This is a genomic window from Streptomyces turgidiscabies Car8 (assembly GCF_000331005.1).
GTDB lineage: Bacteria > Actinomycetota > Actinomycetes > Streptomycetales > Streptomycetaceae > Streptomyces > Streptomyces turgidiscabies.
On the sequence record NZ_AEJB01000361.1, the window covers coordinates 251,615 to 272,892 of the forward strand.

Sequence of the window (21,278 nt, forward strand, 5' to 3'; positions counted from 1 at the left end):
CCGCCGCCTGCGTGCCATAGCTCAGGGTGCGCCTGCTCGGGTTCCGGAGCAGGAAATCCGCGTGCAGTCTCCCTCGGCGCTGGCAGGCTGTGTCCGGCACCCGAACGTGGAGAGGCGACCGATGCCCGACAACGACCGTCGCCAGGAAGACATCAGCGTCCTGGACCAGGCGCTGGAGCTGTACTCCAGTGCTTCGGTCCTTACACTGCTGCGTGCGGCACTTGAGTCTCCAGGCTGCGCCCGCTTCCATGAGCACCTCCTGCTCATCTTCGCCCGCTCTCTGGCGGCCCCGGCCCGGGACGGGCGGGCCGCGACCGTACGGGACCTGCCCGTCCTCCTTCACGCGGCCCTCCAAGCCGCCCGCAGGGGCATCACAACGCACCGCTTTCCGAACAGCCCCGCCGATGCCGTGCGCTTCACGCTCAAGGGTCGCCGGTACCTCGTCCATCCCGGCGACCTCGACCATCCGCTCCCCGTTCTGCGAAGTCTGCGAGACACAGCCGACGCCGTGGACAACCACCTGATCCAGGTCCGTGGCTTCGGCATCGACGATGTCCTCGAACTCGCCCTGCGCCACACCGACCACACCGTCGCGTGCCTCGCCGCGGCCTGGCCGCCGGCAGACGAAGCCGAACCGATGCGCGGGCAGATCACGTGTGAGGTAAGCGGGGCCGAGATCACGGCAGCTGCCGGACTCGGCATCGACCATCTGACTACCGCGGCCGCCGACGATCCGGAGCGGACGACGGCCGCGCTCGCCTACCTCACCCGGAACCTCAACGAACTTCCCCTCCTCTACGACCCCGGACTGCCTCTTCTCGGCCCCACCCTGCTCATCTCGGACGGCGAGCGGACAGTCCCCGTGCCTGCCTCCACCGCCTTGGAGGCCGTCACTGCGGCGGCCGCCGATCTGCTGGACGCCCACCCGGCGCCGCCCGAGGCCCTGATGCAGCTGCGGCGCCGCGCGGCCACTCGCGTGGCAGGCCTGCTCGGTCTGGATCACGCGCCGGCCGAGCCGGAGGAGGTGTGCCGGATCAGCTCGTTGTCCCACCGTCTGGAGATCGCGATCGTTGCCACCCTCGGCGATGACCTGGCGGTCCTGGTGGAGAAGGCACGCACCGAGCTGTCGAGTGCACCAGCTGGTACGGGGAGGCTCGTGATCTACGCCGGCCCGAGGTTCCTGGGTCGCGAGGTGATCACCGACACCCTCTACGTCCACGTCGAGGAGCTCACCGAGATCTTCTCCGCGGCCGGCGGCGACCTGACGAAGGTGGCGCTGTGGGTGCTGGAGCTCACCGAGCACCCCGGTTGCGACGCCGTGGCGTACTACGACGTCCTCGACGCATGGACGGCCTGGTCCATGAAGGCAGCGCTTCTGCCGCCCGGCCCCGCCGGCGAGGGCGGCGTGGTGGTGGAGCCGTGTGGGTGGGACGTCTCCTGGGAGCGAGCGGCACTGTGGGCGCGCACGGACGATCTGCTGGCCGCGACCGGACTGCCGCCCGCGATCGACTGGGCCGACTGCCGCCTTGCCGCCGCATCCGAGGGCGATGGCCAGTGGGCCGACCTGCGTCAGAGGCTCAACGAAGGCATCGTGAAGGCCTGCATCAGCACGCACCCGCCGCTCGTCATCGTCGCCACGCTCGACTGCGACGAGCGGGCCCTGCTGGACGAGGCCTCCTTGGCCGGACTCGCCGACGGTATCCGGGGCACCCTCGCCGCAGACGCCAGCCTCACCCAGCACTCCACCCTGCCCGACCGCCGGCCGGTCCTTCTGCATCTGACCGAGACCCTCCAGCCCCACCGTCCGGCCGCCGACCTGGCGCCGGAGGTTCCGGACGATGCTCTGGCACTACAGATCGGCCTGGACGAGGAAGCAGCTCGCATCGACCTCGTCCTCGACCCGCTATTCCTGGCCCGCTTTACGGAGGACGGCCACCGTGTCCTCGGCCTCGTCCTCAACCACACCATCGGCCGCCTCCGCACCGCCCACGGCGCCAAGAACGGGCTCAATCAGGCGGACTTCAGCAACGCGTGGGACGCGGCGGTCCCCATCCTCACCTGGTACGCCGGCGACCCCTACGCACCGCCGCCCGCCCCGCACCACTACCTGCCGAGCAGCACGCCTCATGTGCGTGTCCGCGCGCTGCGCGTCGCCGCCGACGCGGTGCGCGCCGCAGGCCTGCCGGCCGGCACGTTCACCGGCCGCGAGGCTGTGGGCCGCGAAGGACACGCCAGCCAGCTCCTGACCGCCCTGGAAGACGGTCTCACCGGTCAGCTCCGCGCCCACCGTCCCGACCTGGTGCCCGCACTGGTCCGCCACCTCAACGCAGCGCTCGCCACCCGCACTGAGGGCCGTCGGGAATCCCTGACCGGTCTGGTTCACGCCGGAGGAAAGCCCTGGCAGGAAGAGGCAGAGCGGCGGGAGTCCGACGGCGCCGCCACCACCACCGCCCTGCAACTGCTGATCCAGCAGGCCCTGATCACCCCGCCCGCCGGCGACAAACCCACCGACCTCATCGCCCTGGCCGAACTGACCGCGCTGGCCGAACTCCTCCTGCGCACCGCGCTGGTCGCCATCCCCGCCAGCCGCGGCCTGCACCCGGCCACCCTCACCGTCCATCCCAGCGGCGTCTTCACCCTCGACGGCGCCACCACAACGTCAGGCGCCGACAGCCCAGAACATCTGGGACTCGACATCGCGGCCTACCGCAACGCCCAGGAACAGGCCTGGTTCGCCCGTGCCCGCCAGAGCCATCCCCAACCCCTTGCCCCCGAGGAACTGTTCACCGCCCGCCGCGGCGGGCGCACTCCGATCGCCTTCACCCGCCTGAACCCACCACCGGGCAGCACCCTGGCTCAGGCCGACCGCGACCTCACCGCCTGCTGGGGCTGCGGCCTCGACGGGCTCGCCGCCGTACTCGCCACCGCAGCCGACTGGCCCACCCGCCCGGACGGAACCGCCTTCACCAGCCGCCAGGACCTCGCCCGCGAGGCCGCAGCCTGGTCCCAGCTGCCCGAAACCCAGACCCGGGCCGCCGTCGACCAGCTGGTCCTCGACCCGGCCAACGCGGCCGGCTCCCTCGACCACGCCTATGCAGAGGTCGAGCGCCGCATCCGCCCCACCACCCACCCACTGATCGCCCACGACGACGGCATCATCATCGCGCCCTGGCTCGTACATACCTCCCAGCAGCTGTACGCCGCCGGTCTCGCTGACGGACGCCTGCCGCGCCCAGACGCTCCCGCGAAGGTGACCGGCCTTCTAGAGCGCCATCGCCAGCAGCAGAACAACCAGCTCGAGACCGACCTCGCCCAGGCCGCAGCCCGCGCGGGCCTGCCCCACCTCTCCCGCCTCGACCGCGGGCCGGCGGCCGCCGCCGACATACCCGGCCTCCCCGGTGAGGTTGACCTCCTCGTCGCCGACCCCCGGGGCCGGCTGTGGGTCATCGAGGCGAAGAACCCCCAACGCGCCGTCGGCATCCACAAGGTCGCCCAGAACCTCGGGCGGTTCACCGGCTACCGAAAAAAGCTGCTGGCCAAGGCCGAAGTGATTCGCGCCCATGCCGCGGCAGCAGCACGGGCGTGCGGCGTCCAGACAGCGCGGGACTGGACGGTCACACCCCTCTTCGTCACCCGGAACATCGATCCCGCCGCCTTCACCACCGATCCTCAGATCGCCTTCACCACCATCGACCACCTCGCCGCCCTGCTGGCCGACGGCACAGAACCCAAGGCCGGATGGAACCAATCACCCGCCCGTCACTGAAGTCTTCTCGGCAACGTGACGGTTGCGGTGCGTGATGATGCCGGACGGCGGGACGGTGACTCGGCGTCAGACGTGAGTGGAGCCCCTGGTAGGAACGGGTCTGCGAAGATCACGTTCCGTACAACCAGAGGCTCCACGTGGCGTCCAGTATCACCTACACCGCCGTGCTCGATGTCCGCAGGGCGACCGCCGAGCATCTCGCGAAGCTGCTGCGCGGGCATCGCGAGCAGCTCGGGACCCGCAAGGGCACTCGCGCTCTGGGCGTCTTCCGGCAGGCGGTGCTCGTGCTGCGCTGGTTCGTCGACGGTACCCGGCTGGTCCAGCTTGCCCGGGACAGCGGCATCTCGGTACCGACCGCCTACCGCTACCTGCACGAAGGGCTGACGGTGCTCGCCGACCACGCACCCGATCTGTCCACCGCGCTGGAGAGGGCGGCGGCGGCCGGGTACACCCACCTCAACCTGGACGGCACGGTCATCCGCACCGACCGCGTGGCCGCCGCCGGCCCCAACGGCGCAGACCTGTGGTGGTCGGGCAAGCACAAGCACCACGGAGGAAACGTGCAGGTCATCGCCGCCCCGGATGGCTGGCCCCTCTGGGTCTCCCCGGTCCGCCCGGGCCGCGAGCACGACACCACCTGCGCCCGCGCCCACGGACTGGTCGACGCCCTGAACCGGCTCGCCGCCACCCTCGGCATCCCCACCCTGACCGACCTCGGCTACGAGAACGCCGGGCCCGGCCTCCGCCACCCGGTCAAGAAGCCCAAGGGCGGTGAACTCGCCGAGCCCGACCAGGCGTTCAACGCGGTGATCCGAGGCGTCCACGCTGTCGCCGAACGTGCCAACGCCCTGCTGAAGGTCACTTTCAAGGCCCTGCGCAGGGTCAGCCTCGACCCTGCAGCCATCACCCGCATCGCCCGAGCCGCCCTCGTCCTGCTCCAGCTCGAACACGGCCGCACCGCCTGAACGAAGATCACAAAACGTCACGAGACGTTACCGAGAAGAGTTCACTGACCCGGCACCGTCCCCTTCCGTCCGCATACCCATCCCCGCCGGACACCCCCCATTCCGGCAGGACTCCTTCCCCGCCGCACTGGGGGCTCCGGACGGGCGGGCCGCCGCCGGACGCCCGCCAGCACGGCCCGGCGCGCGAAGGGCACGCACCAGTGCGAGCGTGGAGGAAGGAGCGATACCCCAGGCTTTGCGCTGGGTGCACAGGATGGAGCACGGTCATGGCTCGGGCGATATGAGACGGCATCCAGAAAGGCCCCTCCGAAGCATGCTCACGCGTTGACCAGCCGCTCCCGCGTCACCGGCACGAGCAAGGCGGAACTGCAGAAACTGAGCAAGACCGGGTTGTACGAGTGGGCCGAGCAGATGGTCCCGAGGCGGTCCAAGATGAGTCGCGAGCAGCTCATCAGCTCACTTCCCGGTCCCCGACACCGACGCAGCAAGAGCCCTGCCTGAACGGCCGCGAGGGCTCGCCCCAGGGCACCACTGGCGTCGCGGGGGGACCGTGCGGAAAGGACGAGTCAGTCGGTGTCTTCCGGGACCGCATCCCCCGGCTGACGCGTCTGGGAGGCATAGCGGGGCTGGGCGCACTACCGTCGTACGCGCCTTGCCTTGACAGGACGGTGGGGCTTCGGGCGGCCCTCACCGCGCGCCCTGGTCAAGGGCCGCCCTCCACCGCCCTCGACGGGACGTCGCCGACAGTCCCGTCGTCCAATCAGTGCATCTATGGATGTGGTCACCGATGCCGGGCTCCGTCTCACCTTCCGGTGCGGCACGCCAAAGGGCCTCAGCTTCCTGAGGCAGTCGGCGCGATCCGGAACTTCTCGGACGAGGGCGTCTCAGGAACCACCGCAGGCACTGACCGCCCCGGGCTGCGCGAGCTGGTGGCGGAGTTGCAGGCCGGCGACGAAGTCGTCGTGTGGCGGTACGACAGGCTCGGACGGACCCTCGAGGCGATACGGGCCGTCGTTGAGCTGATCATCGCGAAAGGTGCGACGCTGCGCAGTCTCACGGAGTCCCCCGCCAAGGGGCTGTTCTCGCTGAAGTTCATGATGGCCGCTGCCGAGTACGAGCACGCCTGGAAGCTGGAAAAGTAGGAGCACCGCCGGCCGCCGGCGAGAAAAGAAGATCCCCGCGGAGACGTGCGCTCCACGGGGATCTTCGGCGTTCAGAGTGGGTGTCAGGCACACCGTTCGATGCGCGTGGCCCCCGAGTCGTCCTGAAGCCCGGTGGCCAGGTCGTACCAGAAGCCACTACCCAGTCGGACCAAGGTCTTTTCCTCCCGACCTCCCCAGCCGGGGATTGCGGGGACGTTGCGTCGGTCGAGGACGGTGGTCGTGCAGATGGACTCTCCGGCGTTCTCGTCGAGGCTGCTCTTGACGACGACCTTGTCGCCGGCCTGAAGGTTCGCAAGATCATTCGTGCTGATGGTGCTGGTGCTCATGCAGGGCCCCGGCGTTTGCCCGGGTCGTCCGGTTTGATCATGTGATGCCGTAGAGGCTGAGGACGAGGGTGCGTTCGGTGTGGGCTCGGCGGCCGGCGGCGGTGTTGACGTACCCGGCAAGCTTGAGCGCACCGCGGATCAGGTCGCGGACGGCGGCGAGGACTGAGGGCGTGTTGTGGGTCCTGACCTGGGACTTGTCCTCGTTGAAGGTCACATCCCGACACCAGTGGACGGTGTTCTCCACGGTCCAGTGCCCGCGAGCCCATGAAGCGATCTCGGCGGCACTCGCTTCCTCGGCGGGCAGGTCGGTGATGGCGTAGACGGTCTCGCTGGACCACTTCTTCGCTCCGTAGAGACGGCGTCTGCGCTGGATGCGCAGGACCTGGGCCGCGTGGGGAAAGAGCAGGCCGTTGACGGTGACGACCTGGACGAGACGCTGTTCGTGGCGGCCGTGGCCGCGGGCGTCGTCACGGTGGATGACGGGGATCTCCTTCCAGGGCAGGGCGTGGAGCTGACGGGCTTGGCCGCGCTGGTTGTTCTTGATGGTCAGCAGGTAGTGGGCGCCGCGTTCGTGCAGGTAGGTGGCGTGGTCGCGTTGGGCGTGGAGGGCGTCGGCGGTGACGACGGCCCCCTTGAGATCGGCGTCGTCGAGCTGGTCGAGCAGGGGTTGGAACTCGGGGATTTCGTTGGTCTTCGCGCCGATCTCGCGGGAGGCGAGGGTGATGCCGTCGCCGTGCCGGACGGCGGAGAGCACGAAGACGCGGCTGCCGTCCGGGCGCTTCGCACTGCGCAGGCACTTGCCGTCCACCGCGATGGCCCGGCGCCGGGAGCGCACCGGTTCGGCGCGGGCGGCCGCCCGGTGGGCGCGGCGCTGTTCGCGTTCGATGCCGCCGTCGGGCATGAGCGGCTCGGGAGAGTGGGACACCGTGGACAGCAGGGGCCGCAGGTGGTCGTAGCCGGCCGCGCTGACCTCACCGGGATCGAGCCGCCCCAGAACGGTGCGCAAGGTCTTCTCGCTCGGGATCCGGTAGCGGCCGCGCAACGGATGGTAGGGCAGACCGAAAGCGGCCAGTTCCTCAGGCGTCGCACGTCGGCACCACTCCGCCGCCGCGGTGATGGAGTCATGGCCCGCCGGGGTCATCGCACAGACCACCAGGGCCAGCAGCGAGGAGACCCGGTAGCGCACCCCGCACGCCCCGCGAGGATCGGTGACCGACTCGAACTCGGCAACCAGGCCGCGGACTTGGTCTCGCGCGGCATCCGAGCCGAGGGCCTCCAGGCGGGGCGCCGGAGAGACGGGAACGACGGCAGGGGATGATGGAGGAACGAACACGGCACCTTCGTGGATCTTGCAGCGTAGAGAACTCCATGATCCACAGGTGCCGTGTTCATCTGCTTCCGAGGCCCGCCAGCATGATCAACCGGCCCAGGCCGGGGCGATCCGGGCAAACGCCGGGGCCCTGGGTGCTCATGGCGCCGTGCTTCTTTCGGATCGAATCTGGACTGCGGTTTCAGTTCTGGGTCGCGCTCATGAGCGCCTTCTTCGCGCGGCGCTTCTCGGCAAGAGCCCGAAGGGTACGCAGGAGGAACCACCAGCACACGCCGCTGAAGGCGATGCTGACGATGATCGGCGTGTACTGGCCGGTTATGACGCAGAAGACCGCAGCCGGCGCGAGGACGATCACGTTCGTCGCGATCATCAGGGTGAGCAGGACCCGGCCGATCGTCTTGACGGCGCCGTCGCGCCACGTCGAACCCGCGGTGCTGGTGGTGGCGTTCATGCGCTGGGTCCTTCCTCGATGATGAAGATCTTCTCGGCGACGTAGGCGTCGTCCAGTTCCTCGGCTGCGCTCTCGACTTCATGGGAGATCTGGCTGATCACGGGGATCAGCGTCAGCCAGTCGATCGGGGAGGCCGTGCGGACGGTGATCACGGCGGTGGTGAGTCCGGCCACAGACGGGAACGTCACGCCGTCGAGCTCCGCGTGTGCGCCACGGATGCTGTAGCTCGCCGAAATGGGCACCGTGTGCCGCGGCAGCTCCGGCATCTGCTCTGCGCGTGCGTGCAACGCAGCACTCACTGCGCCATGAACATCAGCGAACTCGCTGGCGTGCAGGACCACCGGCGCAGCGTGCTCGTAGCCCGCCGCCACCTCGAAGGCGACCTTGGCGGCCTCGACGGCGCGCGTCGGACAGTGCGGTCCCGGGGAGACCTCGTCTCGCCCCGTCGTCTCGGAGCACAAGTGGCAGTGCGCGGCCCCCAGGTCCAGAACGCAGTGGCTGCGCATGTGCTCCGTCTGTGGGGGATCAATGGGTTCGAGGGGCTGGCTCATGGCTGTACTCCTGGCGTGAACGTGATCTTTCGAAGACCAGACCGGATCAGCTCCGCTGATCAGGCAGAAAAGGAGAGGCCCCCGCCCGGCGAGCATCATGCTCAGCAGGCGGGGGTTCTGCGGAGTTCAAGCAACCGGCGGGCGGCCGGCCGTTCGGGCCAGCGCAGGCCGTGGCCGGCGTCAGGGCGGCGGTGGGGTTGGTGTCATCCGGGGTGGTGGATCCGGGGCGGGCGCTCATGACGCCACCGGCTCGCGGATCGCGATCAGAGCCTCGCGGTGCTGATCCATGGCCGACTCACGGTCGAGGGCGCGCTTCGACGAGGAGTCGATGACGTAGCCGCCGACCACCTTGCCGCTGTGCCGCTTGTCCGGGCTGTCGTCGAAGATGACGGTGGCGTAATTGTCGCGGGCGATGCGGATCGTCGACACCGTGAGCTGCAAGGTGTCGGTGACCACGGCTCGTCGGGCAACGATCGTGGGGATGCCGATCGGGTTCTGGGATGATGTGGACACGGTCGACGCTCCTGTTCATCGTGGGGTCGGGGTTCAGCGCAGGTCCATGCTGGCCTCGATCGCGTCGCCGTCCGCCTGCTGGTCCTGCCAGCAGGGCTCGCATGGGTCGCTCTCGGAGCACTCCGGGCGGGGCTGGCCGTTGGGGCACAACTCGCCTGCGGCCCCGGCGGGTTGGGCGGGGGTTCAGCCGGTGCCGCACTCGCACGTGTGGGCACAGTCGCCGCAGTCCTCGCAGACCTGGTGCGGGCAGCAGCCGCACGGCAGGAAGCGGTTCGGCGGCAGCGTGCAGCGGTGCGCGGGCTCGTCGGCGGACGCGGCCTCGGCTTCCTCGCGCCCCTTCCGGGCGAGCGCCTTCACGCATGCCTGGCACGACACGTCGGTGTCGGGGTCCTCGAGGCTGCTCTCCGTGTCCCTCGGGAAGTACATGCCGCACGCGCCGGTGTCGCCGATGCCGTCGTCCATCTGCCTGGTGGCGTGCACGGCGCGGCCGCGGTTCGCCTTCTTCCGGCTCGGGTAGCCGTCGCGCCCGGCATCCCGCTCCAGCTTGGCCAGGGCCTGGCGTACCGCGTCGGCATCGGTGTCGCTGCTGATCCCGACGGCGCGCAGCGACTTGCACGGCCACGGATCCCCGCCGCCGATCGTGTGCTCACTGCTCCGGCACTCCGGCCAGTGCTTCCCCTTGCAGACCTTCGGCGTCGCGCAGCACCCGTGCCGGGGGTTCGCGGTCTTCGGGTGCATGGCGAGCATCGCGCCCTGGAGCAAGAGCGCGCCCACCGCGGCGGCGGCCCGGACCGCGTCCTCGTGGGCGTCGAGGAGCGCATTCGCCTCCTCGTGGAACATGGGCCGGCTGGCCTCGGGGGCGACGAGTTGGTTGAAGATCGGGTGCCGGGTCCTGTTCACGGTCGGATCCGGTGCCTGCCCGCCCAGCTCGTCGGCCTGGTCGTCCAGCCGTAGAGCGGAGATGAGGATGGCGTCGTGGGTCTTGGAGTCGGCCGTGTCCGGCAGGTTCAGTTCCGTGCGGCGCAGGAACTTCGCGGCACGGCGCAAGGCGGGGATGTCCTTCAGGGTGAATTCGACGGTGGCCATCGGTGTCCTTACTTTGTAGGCGGGTTGATTCCGGCCACTCGCAGGATCGGGAGACCCAGGAATGCCGGGTGTGGCATACGGGCGGCCGATCGCGTCGGAGACAAGGCTGGTGCAGGAGTACGGGATTGCCCGGTCGACGGTGCGGCGGGGGCTTGACGTCCTCGTCGAGGAGCGGGTCGTGTGGAAGGTCCAGGGGCGCGGGACGTAGGTGGGGCAGTCGCCCGAGTCATAGTCAGCTGTCAGTGTTCGCGGCTACGATCGACGGCATGTTCCTCTCTCCCCCGCCGGATGGCGTCGCGCTGTCTGCTGCGGAGCTGAATGAGCGGATCCGCGCGTTGTGGATTGACGGGCGCGGGCATCCCACGCTGCGGCTGACGGATGCGCAGCGGGCGGAGTACCACTGTCTCCTCGCCGCGCTGCGGGATGTGGAGCGCGGGGACGTCGTCGAAGCGGCGTGACACGCCGAAGCCCCGCGCGGTGGCGGGGCCTGGTTCAGGCAGTACGTCGGTCGTCTGGGCGAAACTCTCGCCGGGTCTCGCGGCCATCCACGGCGTAGGTGGCGGTCATGACTGCGTCGGTGACGCAGATCGACGGCAGGTGATAGAGGTCCCACGCAAGGTGCGCCAATAGGTCTGTCCGTGCTGTCTGCTGGTCCAGTCCTCGGGCTGCGAGCCAGGAGGTGGCTGTGGCGGCGACGCGCCAGTCGATTCGTTGGCGGACGCGGCCGTCGAGCTGGTCCGGCAAGTCCGGCGTGTGCAGACAGCGGGCCCATCCGTCGGAGTCTGCGAGGGCTGGGATGTCGTTGATGCAGGCACTGACGTATCCGCCGAGTTCGCGGGGTACGTCCGCCTCGTCGATGCCGTTGGCCTCCGCGTAGGAGGCGGCCGACACGTCCCACAGGGTGTGGAGGATCGCGATCACGGGGCCGTGCCGTTCGCGTAGGGCTCAGGCCCGATGATCTGCGGCGAGTCCATGCGGCGGGCACCTTTGCGGTCGGCGTACCAATTGCAGGAGTTGCAGGTGCGTGGGGATGTCACGCGAGGTCCCGCAACTCTCGGTGGATCTGATCCAGTTGCGCCACCACTGACCGGAACGCTTCCTTCACGCCCGGGTCGTCGGCGCCCTCCAAGAGCCCCAGGGCGGCACTGACTTCCTGCCGTGCCCCCTCTGCGAGACTGCGGATCCAGCGATCGCGGCGTTCGGGTTCCACTGCCATGGGTGATCAGTCCTCGTCGTCGTTGTCGTCGGCCAGCTCGGCGTGTCAGTCCTCGCAGCCGTTCCTGGGCTGCTCCTCGTGGTCGGGGCAGAGTTCCTTGACCTCGTAGGAGAGGCCTTCGTTCGCGGTGTCTTCCACGTAGGCCTTGACGGATGCTCCGGCGGCGACGCGCCCGTACCCGCCGTGGAAGCCAGTTTCGATGCACTCGCCGTCTTCGAAGACTCCGTACTCCCCGGTGTCGGCGCTGGTCTCGATGACGGGCTTCTTCGCCGCGACTGTTGAGCGACGGCCTTGCCGAGAGAGTCAAGGACCATCGTGCCGTCGGCCAGACAGCCGATGGTGTGCCGCGCGCCGTAGCAGCTGGTCGTGGTGGCCACGTCGAGGCTGGTGACGGTGTCGCGGACCGCGAAGTAGCCGTTGCCGAGTTGGTTGACCGTGTAGCGAGGGGGCGGTCTCGGTCACGGTGCTGGTCTCTCCTGCTCGGTGGTGGTGAAGTAGCCGTGGATGGTATGCTGCAGGGCTTCGCGCATGGCGCGCTTGTTGGGGTAGCCCGCTGCCGTAGTCGGATCCGCTGCTGATGAACCAGCCGGACGCCGTGGCCCCCTCGGTCTTGTAGCAACGTGTAGCCGTCGCGACTACTTCGACGTCCGCGTGCTCGGGGGCCGTGATGTTGTCTGCGACGGCGCGGGGGTTCTTGGCCTGGTCGGGGTTGGGGATGTACAGCGCCCACACCGTGTGGCCCAGTTCGACGATGGCGATGTGCTCGGCGTCGTAGGGGGTGCGGGTCTGGTTCTCGGTCATTGCAATCACTTGAGCTCTCCAGTTCCGTGTACGGCGGCCGTGGAGGGCGAGGTGGGCGAGCAGGGCGGCGATCCCGGGCGCGGCTCCTCGATCTCGAACTGGACGACGATCTCGTCGTCGCCAACGTGAAACCACAACGCGTTGCCGGGCACCGACCCATCGGCCGGGATGCCGTGCGCTGTCCGGAAGCCCTGCTCGGCGGCGGCCTACGCATTGCCGATGTCGTCGGAGGCTGCGCCCCAGGGTTCGGCTGCGGGCACGATCCAGCGGCGAATGGTGCGGGTGACGGTTTCGGTGGTGTGCATGGCCATGGGTCAGGCCTCCTTGCCGGGCTGGGCGACGGCGGTGTCGTCGTTGTAGCTGTGGCCGGGGCACCAGATGTGCGGCTTCTCGTGCCACGGGTGACCGTCGTGGTAGTCGTCGTGACCGCAGTCCTGCGGGCCGGTGATCGGTTCCTCGTCGGCCTGCTGCTCCTCGACAGCATCCAGCGCGGCCAGGACTCGGACCCCGGCACCGGCGTACAGACCTTTCGCGGCGGCCCGGATGCGGTCCACGGCTGCACGGTGGGAGGCGGCACGGTAGGCGGTCGGCGTTATGCCGAGTTCCGCGGCGGCCTCGGCGGTGGTGGGCCGCTCTTCCCCAGCCACCGGACGCGGCACAGCGGGCTGCGAGCAGTCGGCCGGCCCGTCGGCAAGCGGGGCGATCCCGGCCTCAACGGCGGCGCGCAGCCAGAGCCGGGCTTCCGTGGTGGCCTTCTCGCGCTCCGAGAGCGGCAGGTCCTTCCACTCGGGAAGCTTCGTCGCCTTCTCTCGGGCGAGGCGGTGCATGTTCTTGGCGAGCTGGAGGGCGCGCGGGTCGGTGGTCACGGAGGCGCCTCCCGGGGCGTAGGGGCGTGTGGTTCAGGCTCCCGCGGATCGCGGAAGTCGTTCCCCCGGGCCCATTCGGGGCCGGGGAGAGGGTGGTGGTGGGTCAGGCGGCTGCGGTCTCCACAGGGGTGACCGAGTCCGGGCCGACATACACAGCCGCGGCCTCGTACCAGCGGTCGAGGCCCTTGTCTCAGTAGCCCTTGCGGGCCGCCGCGCGGGACTGTGCTTCGGCGTCACGGTCGGGGATGGTGGCGAGGAGTTCGCCAGGGTTGTCGACCGTGGCGAGGCACTTGGTACGGGTCGGGTCGGCGTACAGGGTCCACACGTCGCCGCCCATACGGGGCCGGTAGGAGAGCTGCCAGAACCGGCGGTTGGCGTAGCTGATCTGCCAGGAACGCGGGCCGGACGGGTGCGCGCTCACACCGTCCGGAAGGTCCGACAGTTCCGGCGCGGGACCGTACGCGCGGTCTATGTAGGCGAGGTGTTCGGCGGTCGGCACGATGGCGACGCGCACCGTGTGCGGCCAACGGTGCCCGTCGGGCAGCATCGGCGCCCACTCCTTCCACTGCGCCTCGCTGCTCGCGCTACCGGTGTACGGCGCCCAGGCCGCGCCGCGCGCGTAGTTGAAGCCGAGCCGCATCAGGTGCCAGCCGGCGGCGGTCTTCAGTCCTTCCGTGTTCGCGCCGTCGGTGATGGCGTCCAGGTAGATCCCGGCCGGGTCGTTCTCCCGACCGGCCGCGCCCCGCTCCGTGAGCGGGATCATGTGGCGTTCCGCCGTCCCGCCCTCGGAGGTCATCAGCCGCAGCGTTCCGCCCCCACCGGCGAGCGGGTACGCCATCCGGATTTCCGCGACGGTCGGCAAGGCGGCGAGCTGGCCCGCACGCATCCGCTCGGTCATGTCGGCCGACACCTGGGAACGCTCGCCGTCCTCGGAGGCCAGGCGCCACGCGGTGCCGCGCGCACGGGCGCTCTGACCGCGAGTCGCCGGCGCGGCCGACTCGGGCGCGGCGGCGGCCTTCTCCCGCTGGGTGGCCACGTGCCCGACCACGAGCGCGAGCGCGCCCTTACGGGTGGTGCTGTGGCTGCCGCACTGCCGCCGCTCTCCGCCGACTTCACGCACCTGCCAGAACAACATCCCGTGTTCCGACACCTGGTAGGCGGCATACGTGGCCTGTGGGAACCGGCGGCCGTTGAGGTTCTCGCCGGGCAGGTCGAACAGCCAGCCGTCTACGCCGTACTCGGTGCCCTGCGGCGCACGGCCGTTGGTCGGGGTGTACCGACGGTACGAGCGGGTGACAATCTCCCGAACGATGCTGCGAGCCTGCGTGGTCATGCTAGGGGTTCCTTCCGGGATTGCTCCGTTGTCGGGGACCCTGCGCCGGTCAGCGCGGGTCCGGTGTCCCCGCTCCGTCTTGCTCGGGGCGCCGGTTGTGATCCGGTTGGGGGCTGTGCGTCTTAGAACGGGGGGCCGTCGTAGGGACGAACGACGTACAGGCGGCTGTCGTCGTGCACGGCCAGGCGCTCGCCGTCCTCCAGCGTGAAAGCGCCGCGTCCGGCCTTGTAGCCGCAGCCGCGCACCGTGCACACGTAGACCGGCTGACCGTGGCTGAACAGGCCGGGTACAGGGGTGTAGCCGCCAAAGCCGCACTCTGCGCACACCTGGGGGACGAACTCCTCATCCCCGATCACCATTTCGCCGGTGTGCCGCTCGGCCGCCCGCGCGGCACGCTCCTCACCGCGTGCCACACACGCCGGGTTGTCGCACGGCCGGTGCCCGATCAGGCCGTCCGTGGACGCGTGGCGGATCTCGATCAGGCCGGTGTCGTCGCACCACCCGCAGAAGGACTCGGGGGCGTGCAGGGTTTCGCCGTCGGGGCATCCGGCCTGGTTTGACACGTCATACCAGGTGCCTTGCCCGTCGGCCTCGATCCACTCGATGTCGCGGGCGCAGTGCAGACAAGTGCGGGTCTCGGTCGTGGTGCTCATTCAAGTGCTTCTTCCGGAGGTTGGACCGCGCGCTGGTCGGTCACACGGCAGGGGCGACCGGTCGCGGGTCAGCGGGGTTCGGCCGTGAGGTCCGCCAGACGTCGCTGATAGGCCTCCCACACGCGGTCGGTGTCCAGACTGGGGCCGGTGGTGTAGCCGGTGGTTGAGGAGACGTGTGCCCATGTGCCGTGCACGGTGACGGCTTCCCGGTACTCGGTGCGGCTGGCCGGGTGAGAGGCGATGGTGACCCACTGCGCGCCGGTCAGGGACGGATAGGTGTGCAGGTGGGCGGCCACGTCGGCAGCCATGGCGTCCGCTGCGGCGTGCGGGTCGGTGATGCCGGCCGGTGCCTCGGTGAAGTTGCGGTGAATGTGGCGGGTGTTGAAGTTGTCGGTGATGACGGCGCTGAATCCGAACAGTCCGGCGATCGGCACGTCGTAGCCAGACGCCCAGCACCGGTCGGGGTAGGAGTGGGCGTCGATCCACACGCCCGGTTGTCCGGGGGCGGTGGTCACCAGGGAAGCGCCGAGCAGGGAACGCCACGGGACCACCCGGAATGTGACGCAGTGCGCCGCGAGCGCGGCCTTGAGGATGGTGCCGGTGCGCTCCTCGTCGGCGGGGGCGGTCTTGGTCAGGTCGTGGGGCCGAGAGGTCATGGTGTGCCTCTTTTGTCGATGGGGTGGGGGTGTTGAGTGCTTCCGGACCGGCTCGAACGGGCTACCGGCGTGCCGGCGGTGCGGGTGCGTCAGAAGAGGGGGCGCCGTCGCCGGTGGCTGTCGGGGCGCAGCGGGCCTGAGGCATCCACGCGCGGACGCTCACGGCGCGCGGCGGTTGCGTGGCCGGAGCGGCGCGCAGGTCGCGACGTCGCGGCGTCATCGACGGTCCCGGTGCGCGTCTGCTCGACCGGCGCGGGCTCGGCGTTGCCACGTGATCCGGAGCAGTTGACGAGGGCGCCCGGACCGGGGGGCGGTGAAGGTCTTGTCTGCCAGGGACCAGTGGATTCGAGAGCCTGGGTCACGGCCGTACTCCTGGCGTGGACGTGATCTTTCGAAGACCGGACCGGATCAGCTCCACTGATCCGGCAGAAAGAGAGAGACCCCCGCCCGGCGAGCATCATGCTCAGCCGGCGGAGGCTTCGCTGAATTCACCTGCCGACGCCCAGAGGTGAGCCTCAGTCGGCTACGGCTGAATGCTGCCGTCCGGCACGAGTATCGTGATCCGGTCCTGGCACAGCTGCTGGCCGCCGTTCGAGAAGAGACCACTCAGGCTTCCTGCGTCCGTGCCTTCCTGGTCGGGCCCGATCTTCAGCCGACTCCTGTCGTGCGGGTCTCCGGTGTAGCTCGGCTTCGAAGGGTCGATGGGCTGGACTGTGCAGCGCAGCCGCTCCAGCCGCGGCGTCCGGTCCGCCTCGTGCGGATCGATGATCCGGACCGTGATGTCGTTGGCCAAGGTCTTCTGGTACCAGAGGAAGCCCGTCGGCCTCTGCTCCTGGGTGGTCACCGTGCCGGGCACGACGACGCCCTGGTCCTGGACCGTCGTGAAGTCGAAGCTGATGTCGGACGAATACTCCGAGAAGGTCGTGGCCCTGTAGTAGCTGCCGTCGGCGCGCTGGGCGAGCCTCAGTACGGGGTCCGCGGCGTAGACGATCTTCGTGTTGGCCATGGCGGCGCGGTCCTGAGCTTCCTGGCTTCTCATCTGGTTGCCCCAGATGACCAGGCTCGCGACCAGGGCGGCGACGGCCGTGATCGCGATCCCCCAGCCGCGAAGGAGCGAGCGCCTGCGTAAGGGGATGTTGTACATGGGGGTCTCTCTCTTTCTGCTGGTGCTCAGGCGGTTCCGAGGTTGCTGCGCACGCACAGCCGCTTGGCGAAGAAGCCGCCCTCGATCTCGAAGTGGCCCTGGTGCAGCTCGTAGAGCGCAGGGCAGACGGGCCCGGAGGCCCAGGCCCGGATCGCTTCCGGGAAGGAGGCTCTGCCCTCCCAGGCGAGATACCAGGCCTGGCAGTAGTAGACGACCTTCTGGAGCTTCATCGCGGTCATCGCCGGCCGATCGGGCTCGGCCGCGGCGTGCTTCTGCCGGATGTACTCGGCGACGCCGAAGGCAGATGTCTGAGCCTGAGCGATGGTTCCAGCCTTCATTCCGCTTCGCTCACCACCAGTGCCGGAACAGGTAGTCGCCACGCGGCACTTCGCCGCGACGGATGAAGTCGGCGAGGACCAGTCGCAGCGACGGCGAAAAGGCGCGATCGGCGAAGAACCGGTTTTCGAACACGGCGTTCTCGAGGTCTTGCGCCGCCGGCGGGTTCGCCTCGACGGTGGCTGGTGTGTTCTCGTCGGCGACGCGGATGCTCAGCCAGTAGTCCAGCGCCGTCATACCGGTCTTGAAGGCTCTCTCGCCGGTGCGGGAGTCCCGGCCCAGGTCGATCTCGGCGTTGTCGAGGTCGTCGAGTGCCTGCAGGTAGTCCTCGTCGGAGGTCAGCTCGTAGAGCTTCACGCTGTCATTGCCGATGTGCTCGTCGTCCCGCTGGCATCCGCGCAGCGAGCTGTACGGCTTGCCGTAGACGCGCTCGGCGATGGCCTCGATCGGAATGTATCCGTTCTCGACGGTCACAAGATCAGCATGCGGTTCCAGCGTGTAGACGCTGCGGGGCGTGTATTCGGGTGCATCGGGCATGACGGGGCCTCCTCTGCGCGGTTCGGTGATGGTTGCGGGGACGAGCCGGTGCGGCTCAGCGCTCGCCTCGCAGGAGGTCTGCCAGGGCCTGGGCATGGGCGTTCTTCGCTTGTTCGACGGCGGCCTGCTCCTGGAGGGAGTGGATCTTCTCCCCCGCCGGGATGCGCTCGTCGACGGCGTCCATGGCGAGAATGACGGCAGCGAGTTCGAGCCGGGCGTCCGCCACGCGGCGTTTCAGCTCGGGGTGCCGCTCGGACATCACGCTCAGCCGGTGGACGGCGGCGATTTTCTGCTCATCGCTGACGGTGGACAACGTCATTGGGAATCCTCCTCATCGATTTGGCCCCGTTGTTCGGCGTGGTATCGGCGGACGGCATCGGCCCAGGCTTCGGGCGGGAGGCTGCGTTCGGGTGCTGGCCCGGGTGGGCTGCTGCCTGACGGCCAGGCGCCGGGCTGGTGTCCGGGCGGTGGTGGGGGTTTCGGTTTCGCTGGTGGTTCGCGGCGGGATTTGCCGATGGTGGTCCGCGCCCGAAGTAGTTGCCGGAGTTCGCCACTGTCCTCACAGCGGACCGCGGCAACGTTCTCGACCTGGATGCCGTCGTCCTGGGGAATCTGGGCGTCGGTCACGACGGGGCCTCCGAGATCTTGCGGCCGGCCGCGGTCTTGGGGGCGCCGCCGGCGGCGAAGGGGTGACCGCGCGACTCGGACGGGGGCTGCTTGCCCGGGGATTCAGGGCGGGAGCTTTCGGATGACAACGGCGCCCGGTACCCCGCGAGGTCGACCTTCCGGCCGCGGGCAATCTCGGCGGCCGAGACGACGATGCGGTAGCCGCCGACCGGGTAGCTCGGGTGGTCGGAGAACACCACGGCGCAGGTCCAGGAGCCGGAGTGGAGCTTGCGCGGCAGCGGCTCCTCCTCGACGCCTTCAGGCAGAGCGTCCTTCCGGAACTCGATCGGCACCACGACAACGCGGTAGGGCCGGTCAGTGCGCGGTGGCTCCCACGGCAGTTCGACGAGCAGGTCCTTGGGCCACTCTTCGATGGTCACGGGCAGCGTGGACAGGTAGTGGTTGATCGAGCCTTCGGGGGCCTGGGCCAGCCGGGCCCGCTCCTGTTCTTCGGTCTCGATGAGGCCGATGCGGCTGAGGAAACTCATGGTGGTCAGTACTCCTTGGTCAGTGGCTTGTGCTGGGCCCGGGCCGCCGGCATGGGTTCGAAGAAGGCGACCTCGTCGAGCTCGCCGCGCACGCCGTAGATGCGTGCGGCCTCCAGGGCAGCAAGGTCCTGGTGAACGAGGTCGTCCGGCTTCGTCAGCCAGTGGCCGACATCCCGGCGCCGATGCCGTTCCGGGGAAGAGGTGGGGGCGCAACTCCTCCCCTCAGGTGCCGGGTCCCCGGTCGGGTCAAGGAGGACGCGGCCGATGCGGAGGAGCGGTTGGGTGCACTCCCCCACACCGGTAGCGGCGGGGTGGGGAAGGTGGGCGGTATGCAGTCGGGCGAGGTTGGTCCAGAACGGGCCTCAATGCGGCCTGCCTGCCGGGACCTGCGGCTTCGGCGTGCGGTGTCCGGCGGGGACGGGCCGGTGCGGCCCATGGTGGGTGAGGCACCGCGCAGCGGCGGTCGGCAAGCCCCGCAAGCGGTGACCGGCGGTGGTCAGGGCGCTGTGCGCGGTGCGCTTCCCGCTTTCACTCAGTCGCGTTCGCGGCAGCCAGGCGTTCGGCCAGCGCGAGCACCTGCGCGAGCTGCTCGGTCGTGAGGTGATATCTGCCGGTTTCCCTGCCGTGCGTCTGGCCGGTGACGTCCGCGGAGGTGATGCTCACGCACTTGAGGCCCACGAGGCGCTCGCGCTCGGCCGCCCTGGCCCTGTCCTGCTCCATCTCGTCCCAGAGGGACACGGCGACCTTCGCGGTCTTGCCGATCTTCCAGCCGTCGGCGCGGCGGATTCTCTGGCCGTCCGGGGCGGTGATCTCGATGGCACCGACGTGGTCACCCCACATGCCGGTGAACAGGACGGTGTGGCCGGTCCTCGTGACGGTCTGTGCCCGGACGGAGTTCTTGTGCTTCTTGGCGAGCGCGGCGATCTCGGTGGCGAAGGCGCTGCGCAGGCCGGCGAGCGGGGTGTCCAGGTCGGGCTTCTCGTACACGATGCTGTTCCTGTCTCTTTGCAGGCGGAGGGAAGGAGGAGTCGCTCAGCGCGTCTCGCTGTAGCCGCACTCGGAACACGTGTGCGTGACCTGTTCGGCCTTCTTGCCGGCGCGGACGCCGTGGGCGTTCAACTCCATGTCGATGGCGCAGTTCGGGCAGTCCATGGCTCGGCTCCTGACGCGACGAGGATGTTCTTCAACGCCAGATCCGGATCAGCTCCGCTGATCACATGCTCACTGCCTCCACGGGACGAATAAGACGAGCCACGAAGAAGAAAAAACACAGCACCCCGGCGCAGCTGCTGCCCGAAGGCAGAGCGCGCACCGGGGTGCTGGGGAAGCCGGAGCCGCGGAGATCTCCAGGGGAGCACCGCAGGTATCAGCTGCAGTGCTCAGGAATTGAACCTGTTCCGCATGGTCGGTCTGCACGGTGTGCCAACTGGCGTACGCCGGGAATCAGTCGGCGCACTACGGGTTCGAACCGCTCCGTGCAGAAGTCGTGGTGGTGTGTCGTAGACCGCACGGATCAGCTGCTCTGATCTCGGAGGGCCGGGGTTCGCTTCTCGCGCATCACGGCACTCGCAGGAAACCGATGGGGATATTGACGGTGCTGTCTTCGCACGCGCCGCACAAGGATCTCACGGTGTTCGCGCCCTCCTCGCAGACGATGGCGATCTCGCACCCAGGCAGGGGAGAACGCCGTCGTGGGGCACGTAGTGCCCCAATACCGGGACGTGCCTGGTGGGGAACTGCTCGGGGAAGAGGGGTGGCGGGCGCGGGAGCTGAGGGTGGTCCGTTCAGCAGGGCTCGGCGAGCATGGTGGCCAGCGCGCGGTCCAGGTTCGTGAGGAACCCGGGCGTTTCCGCTTCGCGACCGTAGGGGACGGCCTTCGCGGTCCGTTGGAGAAAGTCGCCGAGCGCCTGACCAGGCAGGCTCAACTCGGCGGTCCCATGCCGGGAATCCAGGCGAAGGCACAATGTGTGCGAAGGCAGATCGGTGGGGTGGATCTGCACATCGCCCATTCCCGCGGGCCCGCTCAGTCCGTCCCGCAGCAGCTCCCGCCCTAGGGTCCACATCACTGGGGCATGGCCACCGCCCAGGTAGAAGGTGACCTCGACGCAGTAGGGGGTGTCCGGCGAGTAGGACAGGCGGGCCAGGACCCACGCGGCTGCCGGGAAGTCGAGGTGCACGTAAAACTGCGTTTCCATTCGGTGCTCCATTGGAATGTTGCCCCAGGCGGGCCGGTGCGTTGCCGCAGAGGCGCTCAGAGCCTCCGGCGCGGCGCTCTGCAGCGCCAAGCCAGCCGGGGAAGCGGGCGGGCGGGGGTCTGGGACCGGGCGGGCCAGGTGGGTACGTGCAGGCCCATTCGGCCTGGGAGGGCGGCGGGTTAGGCCCATGTAAGGGGGAAAGCTGTGAAGGGGCACGGTGCGGCGCCGGAACGAAG

General features: G+C 69.3%; 26 protein-coding genes. 6 read left to right on the forward strand and 20 right to left on the reverse strand.

What is annotated here, in order from left to right; translation table 11 throughout:
• Positions 1-121 precede the first annotated feature (121 nt).
• From STRTUCAR8_RS25115 to STRTUCAR8_RS51365, 4 genes are all read left to right on the forward strand, one after another.
• Positions 122-3,766, forward strand: coding sequence for a serine/threonine-protein kinase (locus STRTUCAR8_RS25115; protein ID WP_044472799.1), 3,645 nt, complete (start codon positions 122-124; stop codon positions 3,764-3,766).
• A gap of 137 nt (positions 3,767-3,903) precedes the next feature.
• Positions 3,904-4,731, forward strand: a complete 828-nt coding sequence (locus STRTUCAR8_RS25120) for an IS5/IS1182 family transposase (protein ID WP_006377767.1) — start codon at positions 3,904-3,906, stop codon at positions 4,729-4,731.
• 324 nt (positions 4,732-5,055) lie between these two features.
• On the forward strand, positions 5,056-5,232 hold the full coding sequence (locus tag STRTUCAR8_RS52700) for a hypothetical protein (protein ID WP_006378656.1): 177 nt from the start codon (positions 5,056-5,058) through the stop codon (positions 5,230-5,232).
• Between the two features lie 311 nt (positions 5,233-5,543).
• A complete protein-coding gene (locus STRTUCAR8_RS51365; protein ID WP_006378863.1) occupies positions 5,544-5,873 on the forward strand; it encodes a recombinase family protein in 330 nt (109 codons plus the stop codon).
• Between the two features lie 83 nt (positions 5,874-5,956).
• On the opposite strand, the gene STRTUCAR8_RS25130 is transcribed toward STRTUCAR8_RS51365, so the two are convergent.
• The 6 genes from STRTUCAR8_RS25130 to STRTUCAR8_RS25155 all read right to left on the reverse strand — a co-directional run bounded on the left by STRTUCAR8_RS25130 (position 5,957) and on the right by STRTUCAR8_RS25155 (position 10,151).
• Complete coding sequence (locus STRTUCAR8_RS25130) at positions 5,957-6,220, reverse strand: hypothetical protein (RefSeq protein ID WP_006378837.1); 264 nt, start codon at positions 6,218-6,220, stop codon at positions 5,957-5,959.
• 37 nt (positions 6,221-6,257) lie between these two features.
• A complete protein-coding gene (locus STRTUCAR8_RS25135; RefSeq protein ID WP_006378747.1) occupies positions 6,258-7,553 on the reverse strand; it encodes an ISAs1-like element IS1629 family transposase in 1,296 nt (431 codons plus the stop codon).
• A gap of 178 nt (positions 7,554-7,731) precedes the next feature.
• A complete protein-coding gene (locus STRTUCAR8_RS25140) occupies positions 7,732-8,001 on the reverse strand; it encodes a hypothetical protein (protein ID WP_006379183.1) in 270 nt (89 codons plus the stop codon).
• Positions 7,998-8,552, reverse strand: coding sequence for a hypothetical protein (locus STRTUCAR8_RS25145; protein ID WP_006378689.1), 555 nt, complete (start codon positions 8,550-8,552; stop codon positions 7,998-8,000). The genes STRTUCAR8_RS25140 and STRTUCAR8_RS25145 overlap by 4 nt, the downstream gene beginning before the upstream one ends.
• Positions 8,553-8,786: 234 nt before the next feature.
• On the reverse strand, positions 8,787-9,065 hold the full coding sequence (locus STRTUCAR8_RS25150; RefSeq protein WP_006378948.1) for a hypothetical protein: 279 nt from the start codon (positions 9,063-9,065) through the stop codon (positions 8,787-8,789).
• A 183-nt stretch (positions 9,066-9,248) separates the two neighbouring features.
• A complete protein-coding gene (locus tag STRTUCAR8_RS25155) occupies positions 9,249-10,151 on the reverse strand; it encodes a hypothetical protein (RefSeq protein ID WP_006379025.1) in 903 nt (300 codons plus the stop codon).
• Positions 10,152-10,212: 61 nt separating this feature from the next.
• On the opposite strand from STRTUCAR8_RS25155, the gene STRTUCAR8_RS25160 reads away from it, so the two are divergent.
• Together STRTUCAR8_RS25160 and STRTUCAR8_RS25165 are read left to right on the forward strand one after the other, a co-directional pair.
• Positions 10,213-10,359 (forward strand): GntR family transcriptional regulator, encoded by a 147-nt coding sequence (locus tag STRTUCAR8_RS25160; protein ID WP_078507307.1) that lies wholly within the window; start codon positions 10,213-10,215, stop codon positions 10,357-10,359.
• Between the two features lie 58 nt (positions 10,360-10,417).
• Positions 10,418-10,609: a hypothetical protein gene (locus tag STRTUCAR8_RS25165; protein ID WP_100247666.1), complete on the forward strand. Its 192-nt coding sequence runs from the start codon at positions 10,418-10,420 to the stop codon at positions 10,607-10,609.
• 34 nt (positions 10,610-10,643) lie between these two features.
• On the opposite strand, the gene STRTUCAR8_RS25170 is transcribed toward STRTUCAR8_RS25165, so the two are convergent.
• The 14 genes from STRTUCAR8_RS25170 to STRTUCAR8_RS25230 form a co-directional block, all read right to left on the reverse strand.
• Entirely contained in the window at positions 10,644-11,072 is a 429-nt protein-coding gene (locus tag STRTUCAR8_RS25170; protein ID WP_006378629.1) for a hypothetical protein, read from the reverse strand.
• A gap of 112 nt (positions 11,073-11,184) precedes the next feature.
• The gene (locus STRTUCAR8_RS25175) at positions 11,185-11,367 is read right to left on the reverse strand and encodes a hypothetical protein (RefSeq protein WP_006378617.1); all 183 of its coding nucleotides are present in this window, start codon (positions 11,365-11,367) and stop codon (positions 11,185-11,187) included.
• Positions 11,368-12,482: 1,115 nt separating this feature from the next.
• Positions 12,483-13,034, reverse strand: coding sequence for a hypothetical protein (locus STRTUCAR8_RS25180; RefSeq protein ID WP_006378654.1), 552 nt, complete (start codon positions 13,032-13,034; stop codon positions 12,483-12,485).
• Positions 13,035-13,224: 190 nt separating this feature from the next.
• The gene (locus STRTUCAR8_RS25185; RefSeq protein ID WP_006378872.1) at positions 13,225-14,367 is read right to left on the reverse strand and encodes a hypothetical protein; all 1,143 of its coding nucleotides are present in this window, start codon (positions 14,365-14,367) and stop codon (positions 13,225-13,227) included.
• Positions 14,368-14,489: 122 nt separating this feature from the next.
• On the reverse strand, positions 14,490-15,020 hold the full coding sequence (locus STRTUCAR8_RS25190) for a hypothetical protein (RefSeq protein ID WP_006378844.1): 531 nt from the start codon (positions 15,018-15,020) through the stop codon (positions 14,490-14,492).
• A 68-nt stretch (positions 15,021-15,088) separates the two neighbouring features.
• The gene (locus STRTUCAR8_RS25195; RefSeq protein WP_006378684.1) at positions 15,089-15,676 is read right to left on the reverse strand and encodes a hypothetical protein; all 588 of its coding nucleotides are present in this window, start codon (positions 15,674-15,676) and stop codon (positions 15,089-15,091) included.
• Between the two features lie 523 nt (positions 15,677-16,199).
• A complete protein-coding gene (locus STRTUCAR8_RS25200; RefSeq protein ID WP_006379037.1) occupies positions 16,200-16,820 on the reverse strand; it encodes a hypothetical protein in 621 nt (206 codons plus the stop codon).
• A 26-nt stretch (positions 16,821-16,846) separates the two neighbouring features.
• Positions 16,847-17,158, reverse strand: a complete 312-nt coding sequence (locus STRTUCAR8_RS48785; protein ID WP_006378608.1) for a Panacea domain-containing protein — start codon at positions 17,156-17,158, stop codon at positions 16,847-16,849.
• 10 nt (positions 17,159-17,168) lie between these two features.
• Entirely contained in the window at positions 17,169-17,693 is a 525-nt protein-coding gene (locus STRTUCAR8_RS25210) for a hypothetical protein (RefSeq protein ID WP_006378993.1), read from the reverse strand.
• A gap of 55 nt (positions 17,694-17,748) precedes the next feature.
• Positions 17,749-18,012, reverse strand: coding sequence for a hypothetical protein (locus STRTUCAR8_RS25215; protein ID WP_006379099.1), 264 nt, complete (start codon positions 18,010-18,012; stop codon positions 17,749-17,751).
• A gap of 304 nt (positions 18,013-18,316) precedes the next feature.
• Positions 18,317-18,847, reverse strand: a complete 531-nt coding sequence (locus STRTUCAR8_RS25220) for a hypothetical protein (protein ID WP_006379214.1) — start codon at positions 18,845-18,847, stop codon at positions 18,317-18,319.
• A gap of 5 nt (positions 18,848-18,852) precedes the next feature.
• Positions 18,853-19,143 (reverse strand): hypothetical protein, encoded by a 291-nt coding sequence (locus STRTUCAR8_RS52705; protein ID WP_006378601.1) that lies wholly within the window; start codon positions 19,141-19,143, stop codon positions 18,853-18,855.
• 232 nt (positions 19,144-19,375) lie between these two features.
• Complete coding sequence (locus STRTUCAR8_RS25225; RefSeq protein ID WP_006378653.1) at positions 19,376-19,834, reverse strand: hypothetical protein; 459 nt, start codon at positions 19,832-19,834, stop codon at positions 19,376-19,378.
• A gap of 797 nt (positions 19,835-20,631) precedes the next feature.
• Positions 20,632-21,042, reverse strand: coding sequence for an SsgA family sporulation/cell division regulator (locus tag STRTUCAR8_RS25230; RefSeq protein ID WP_006378877.1), 411 nt, complete (start codon positions 21,040-21,042; stop codon positions 20,632-20,634).
• Positions 21,043-21,278 lie beyond the last annotated feature (236 nt).

What these genes read in the sequence shown, in the direction of transcription:
- STRTUCAR8_RS25115 (WP_044472799.1), top strand. Translation starts at nt 122, where the DNA reads ATGCCCGACAACGACCGTCGCCAGGAAGACATCAGCGTCCTGGACCAG.
- STRTUCAR8_RS25130 (WP_006378837.1), bottom strand. Translation starts at nt 6,220, where the DNA reads ATGAGCACCAGCACCATCAGCACGAATGATCTTGCGAACCTTCAGGCC.
- STRTUCAR8_RS25140 (WP_006379183.1), bottom strand. Translation starts at nt 8,001, where the DNA reads ATGAACGCCACCACCAGCACCGCGGGTTCGACGTGGCGCGACGGCGCC.
- STRTUCAR8_RS25145 (WP_006378689.1), bottom strand. Translation starts at nt 8,552, where the DNA reads ATGAGCCAGCCCCTCGAACCCATTGATCCCCCACAGACGGAGCACATG.
- STRTUCAR8_RS25155 (WP_006379025.1), bottom strand. Translation starts at nt 10,151, where the DNA reads ATGGCCACCGTCGAATTCACCCTGAAGGACATCCCCGCCTTGCGCCGT.
- STRTUCAR8_RS25160 (WP_078507307.1), top strand. Translation starts at nt 10,213, where the DNA reads ATGCCGGGTGTGGCATACGGGCGGCCGATCGCGTCGGAGACAAGGCTG.
- STRTUCAR8_RS25165 (WP_100247666.1), top strand. Translation starts at nt 10,418, where the DNA reads ATGTTCCTCTCTCCCCCGCCGGATGGCGTCGCGCTGTCTGCTGCGGAG.
- STRTUCAR8_RS25175 (WP_006378617.1), bottom strand. Translation starts at nt 11,367, where the DNA reads ATGGCAGTGGAACCCGAACGCCGCGATCGCTGGATCCGCAGTCTCGCA.
- STRTUCAR8_RS25185 (WP_006378872.1), bottom strand. Translation starts at nt 14,367, where the DNA reads ATGACCACGCAGGCTCGCAGCATCGTTCGGGAGATTGTCACCCGCTCG.
- STRTUCAR8_RS25190 (WP_006378844.1), bottom strand. Translation starts at nt 15,020, where the DNA reads ATGAGCACCACGACCGAGACCCGCACTTGTCTGCACTGCGCCCGCGAC.
- STRTUCAR8_RS25195 (WP_006378684.1), bottom strand. Translation starts at nt 15,676, where the DNA reads ATGACCTCTCGGCCCCACGACCTGACCAAGACCGCCCCCGCCGACGAG.
- STRTUCAR8_RS25200 (WP_006379037.1), bottom strand. Translation starts at nt 16,820, where the DNA reads ATGTACAACATCCCCTTACGCAGGCGCTCGCTCCTTCGCGGCTGGGGG.
- STRTUCAR8_RS48785 (WP_006378608.1), bottom strand. Translation starts at nt 17,158, where the DNA reads ATGAAGGCTGGAACCATCGCTCAGGCTCAGACATCTGCCTTCGGCGTC.
- STRTUCAR8_RS25210 (WP_006378993.1), bottom strand. Translation starts at nt 17,693, where the DNA reads ATGCCCGATGCACCCGAATACACGCCCCGCAGCGTCTACACGCTGGAA.
- STRTUCAR8_RS25215 (WP_006379099.1), bottom strand. Translation starts at nt 18,012, where the DNA reads ATGACGTTGTCCACCGTCAGCGATGAGCAGAAAATCGCCGCCGTCCAC.
- STRTUCAR8_RS25220 (WP_006379214.1), bottom strand. Translation starts at nt 18,847, where the DNA reads ATGAGTTTCCTCAGCCGCATCGGCCTCATCGAGACCGAAGAACAGGAG.
- STRTUCAR8_RS25230 (WP_006378877.1), bottom strand. Translation starts at nt 21,042, where the DNA reads ATGGAAACGCAGTTTTACGTGCACCTCGACTTCCCGGCAGCCGCGTGG.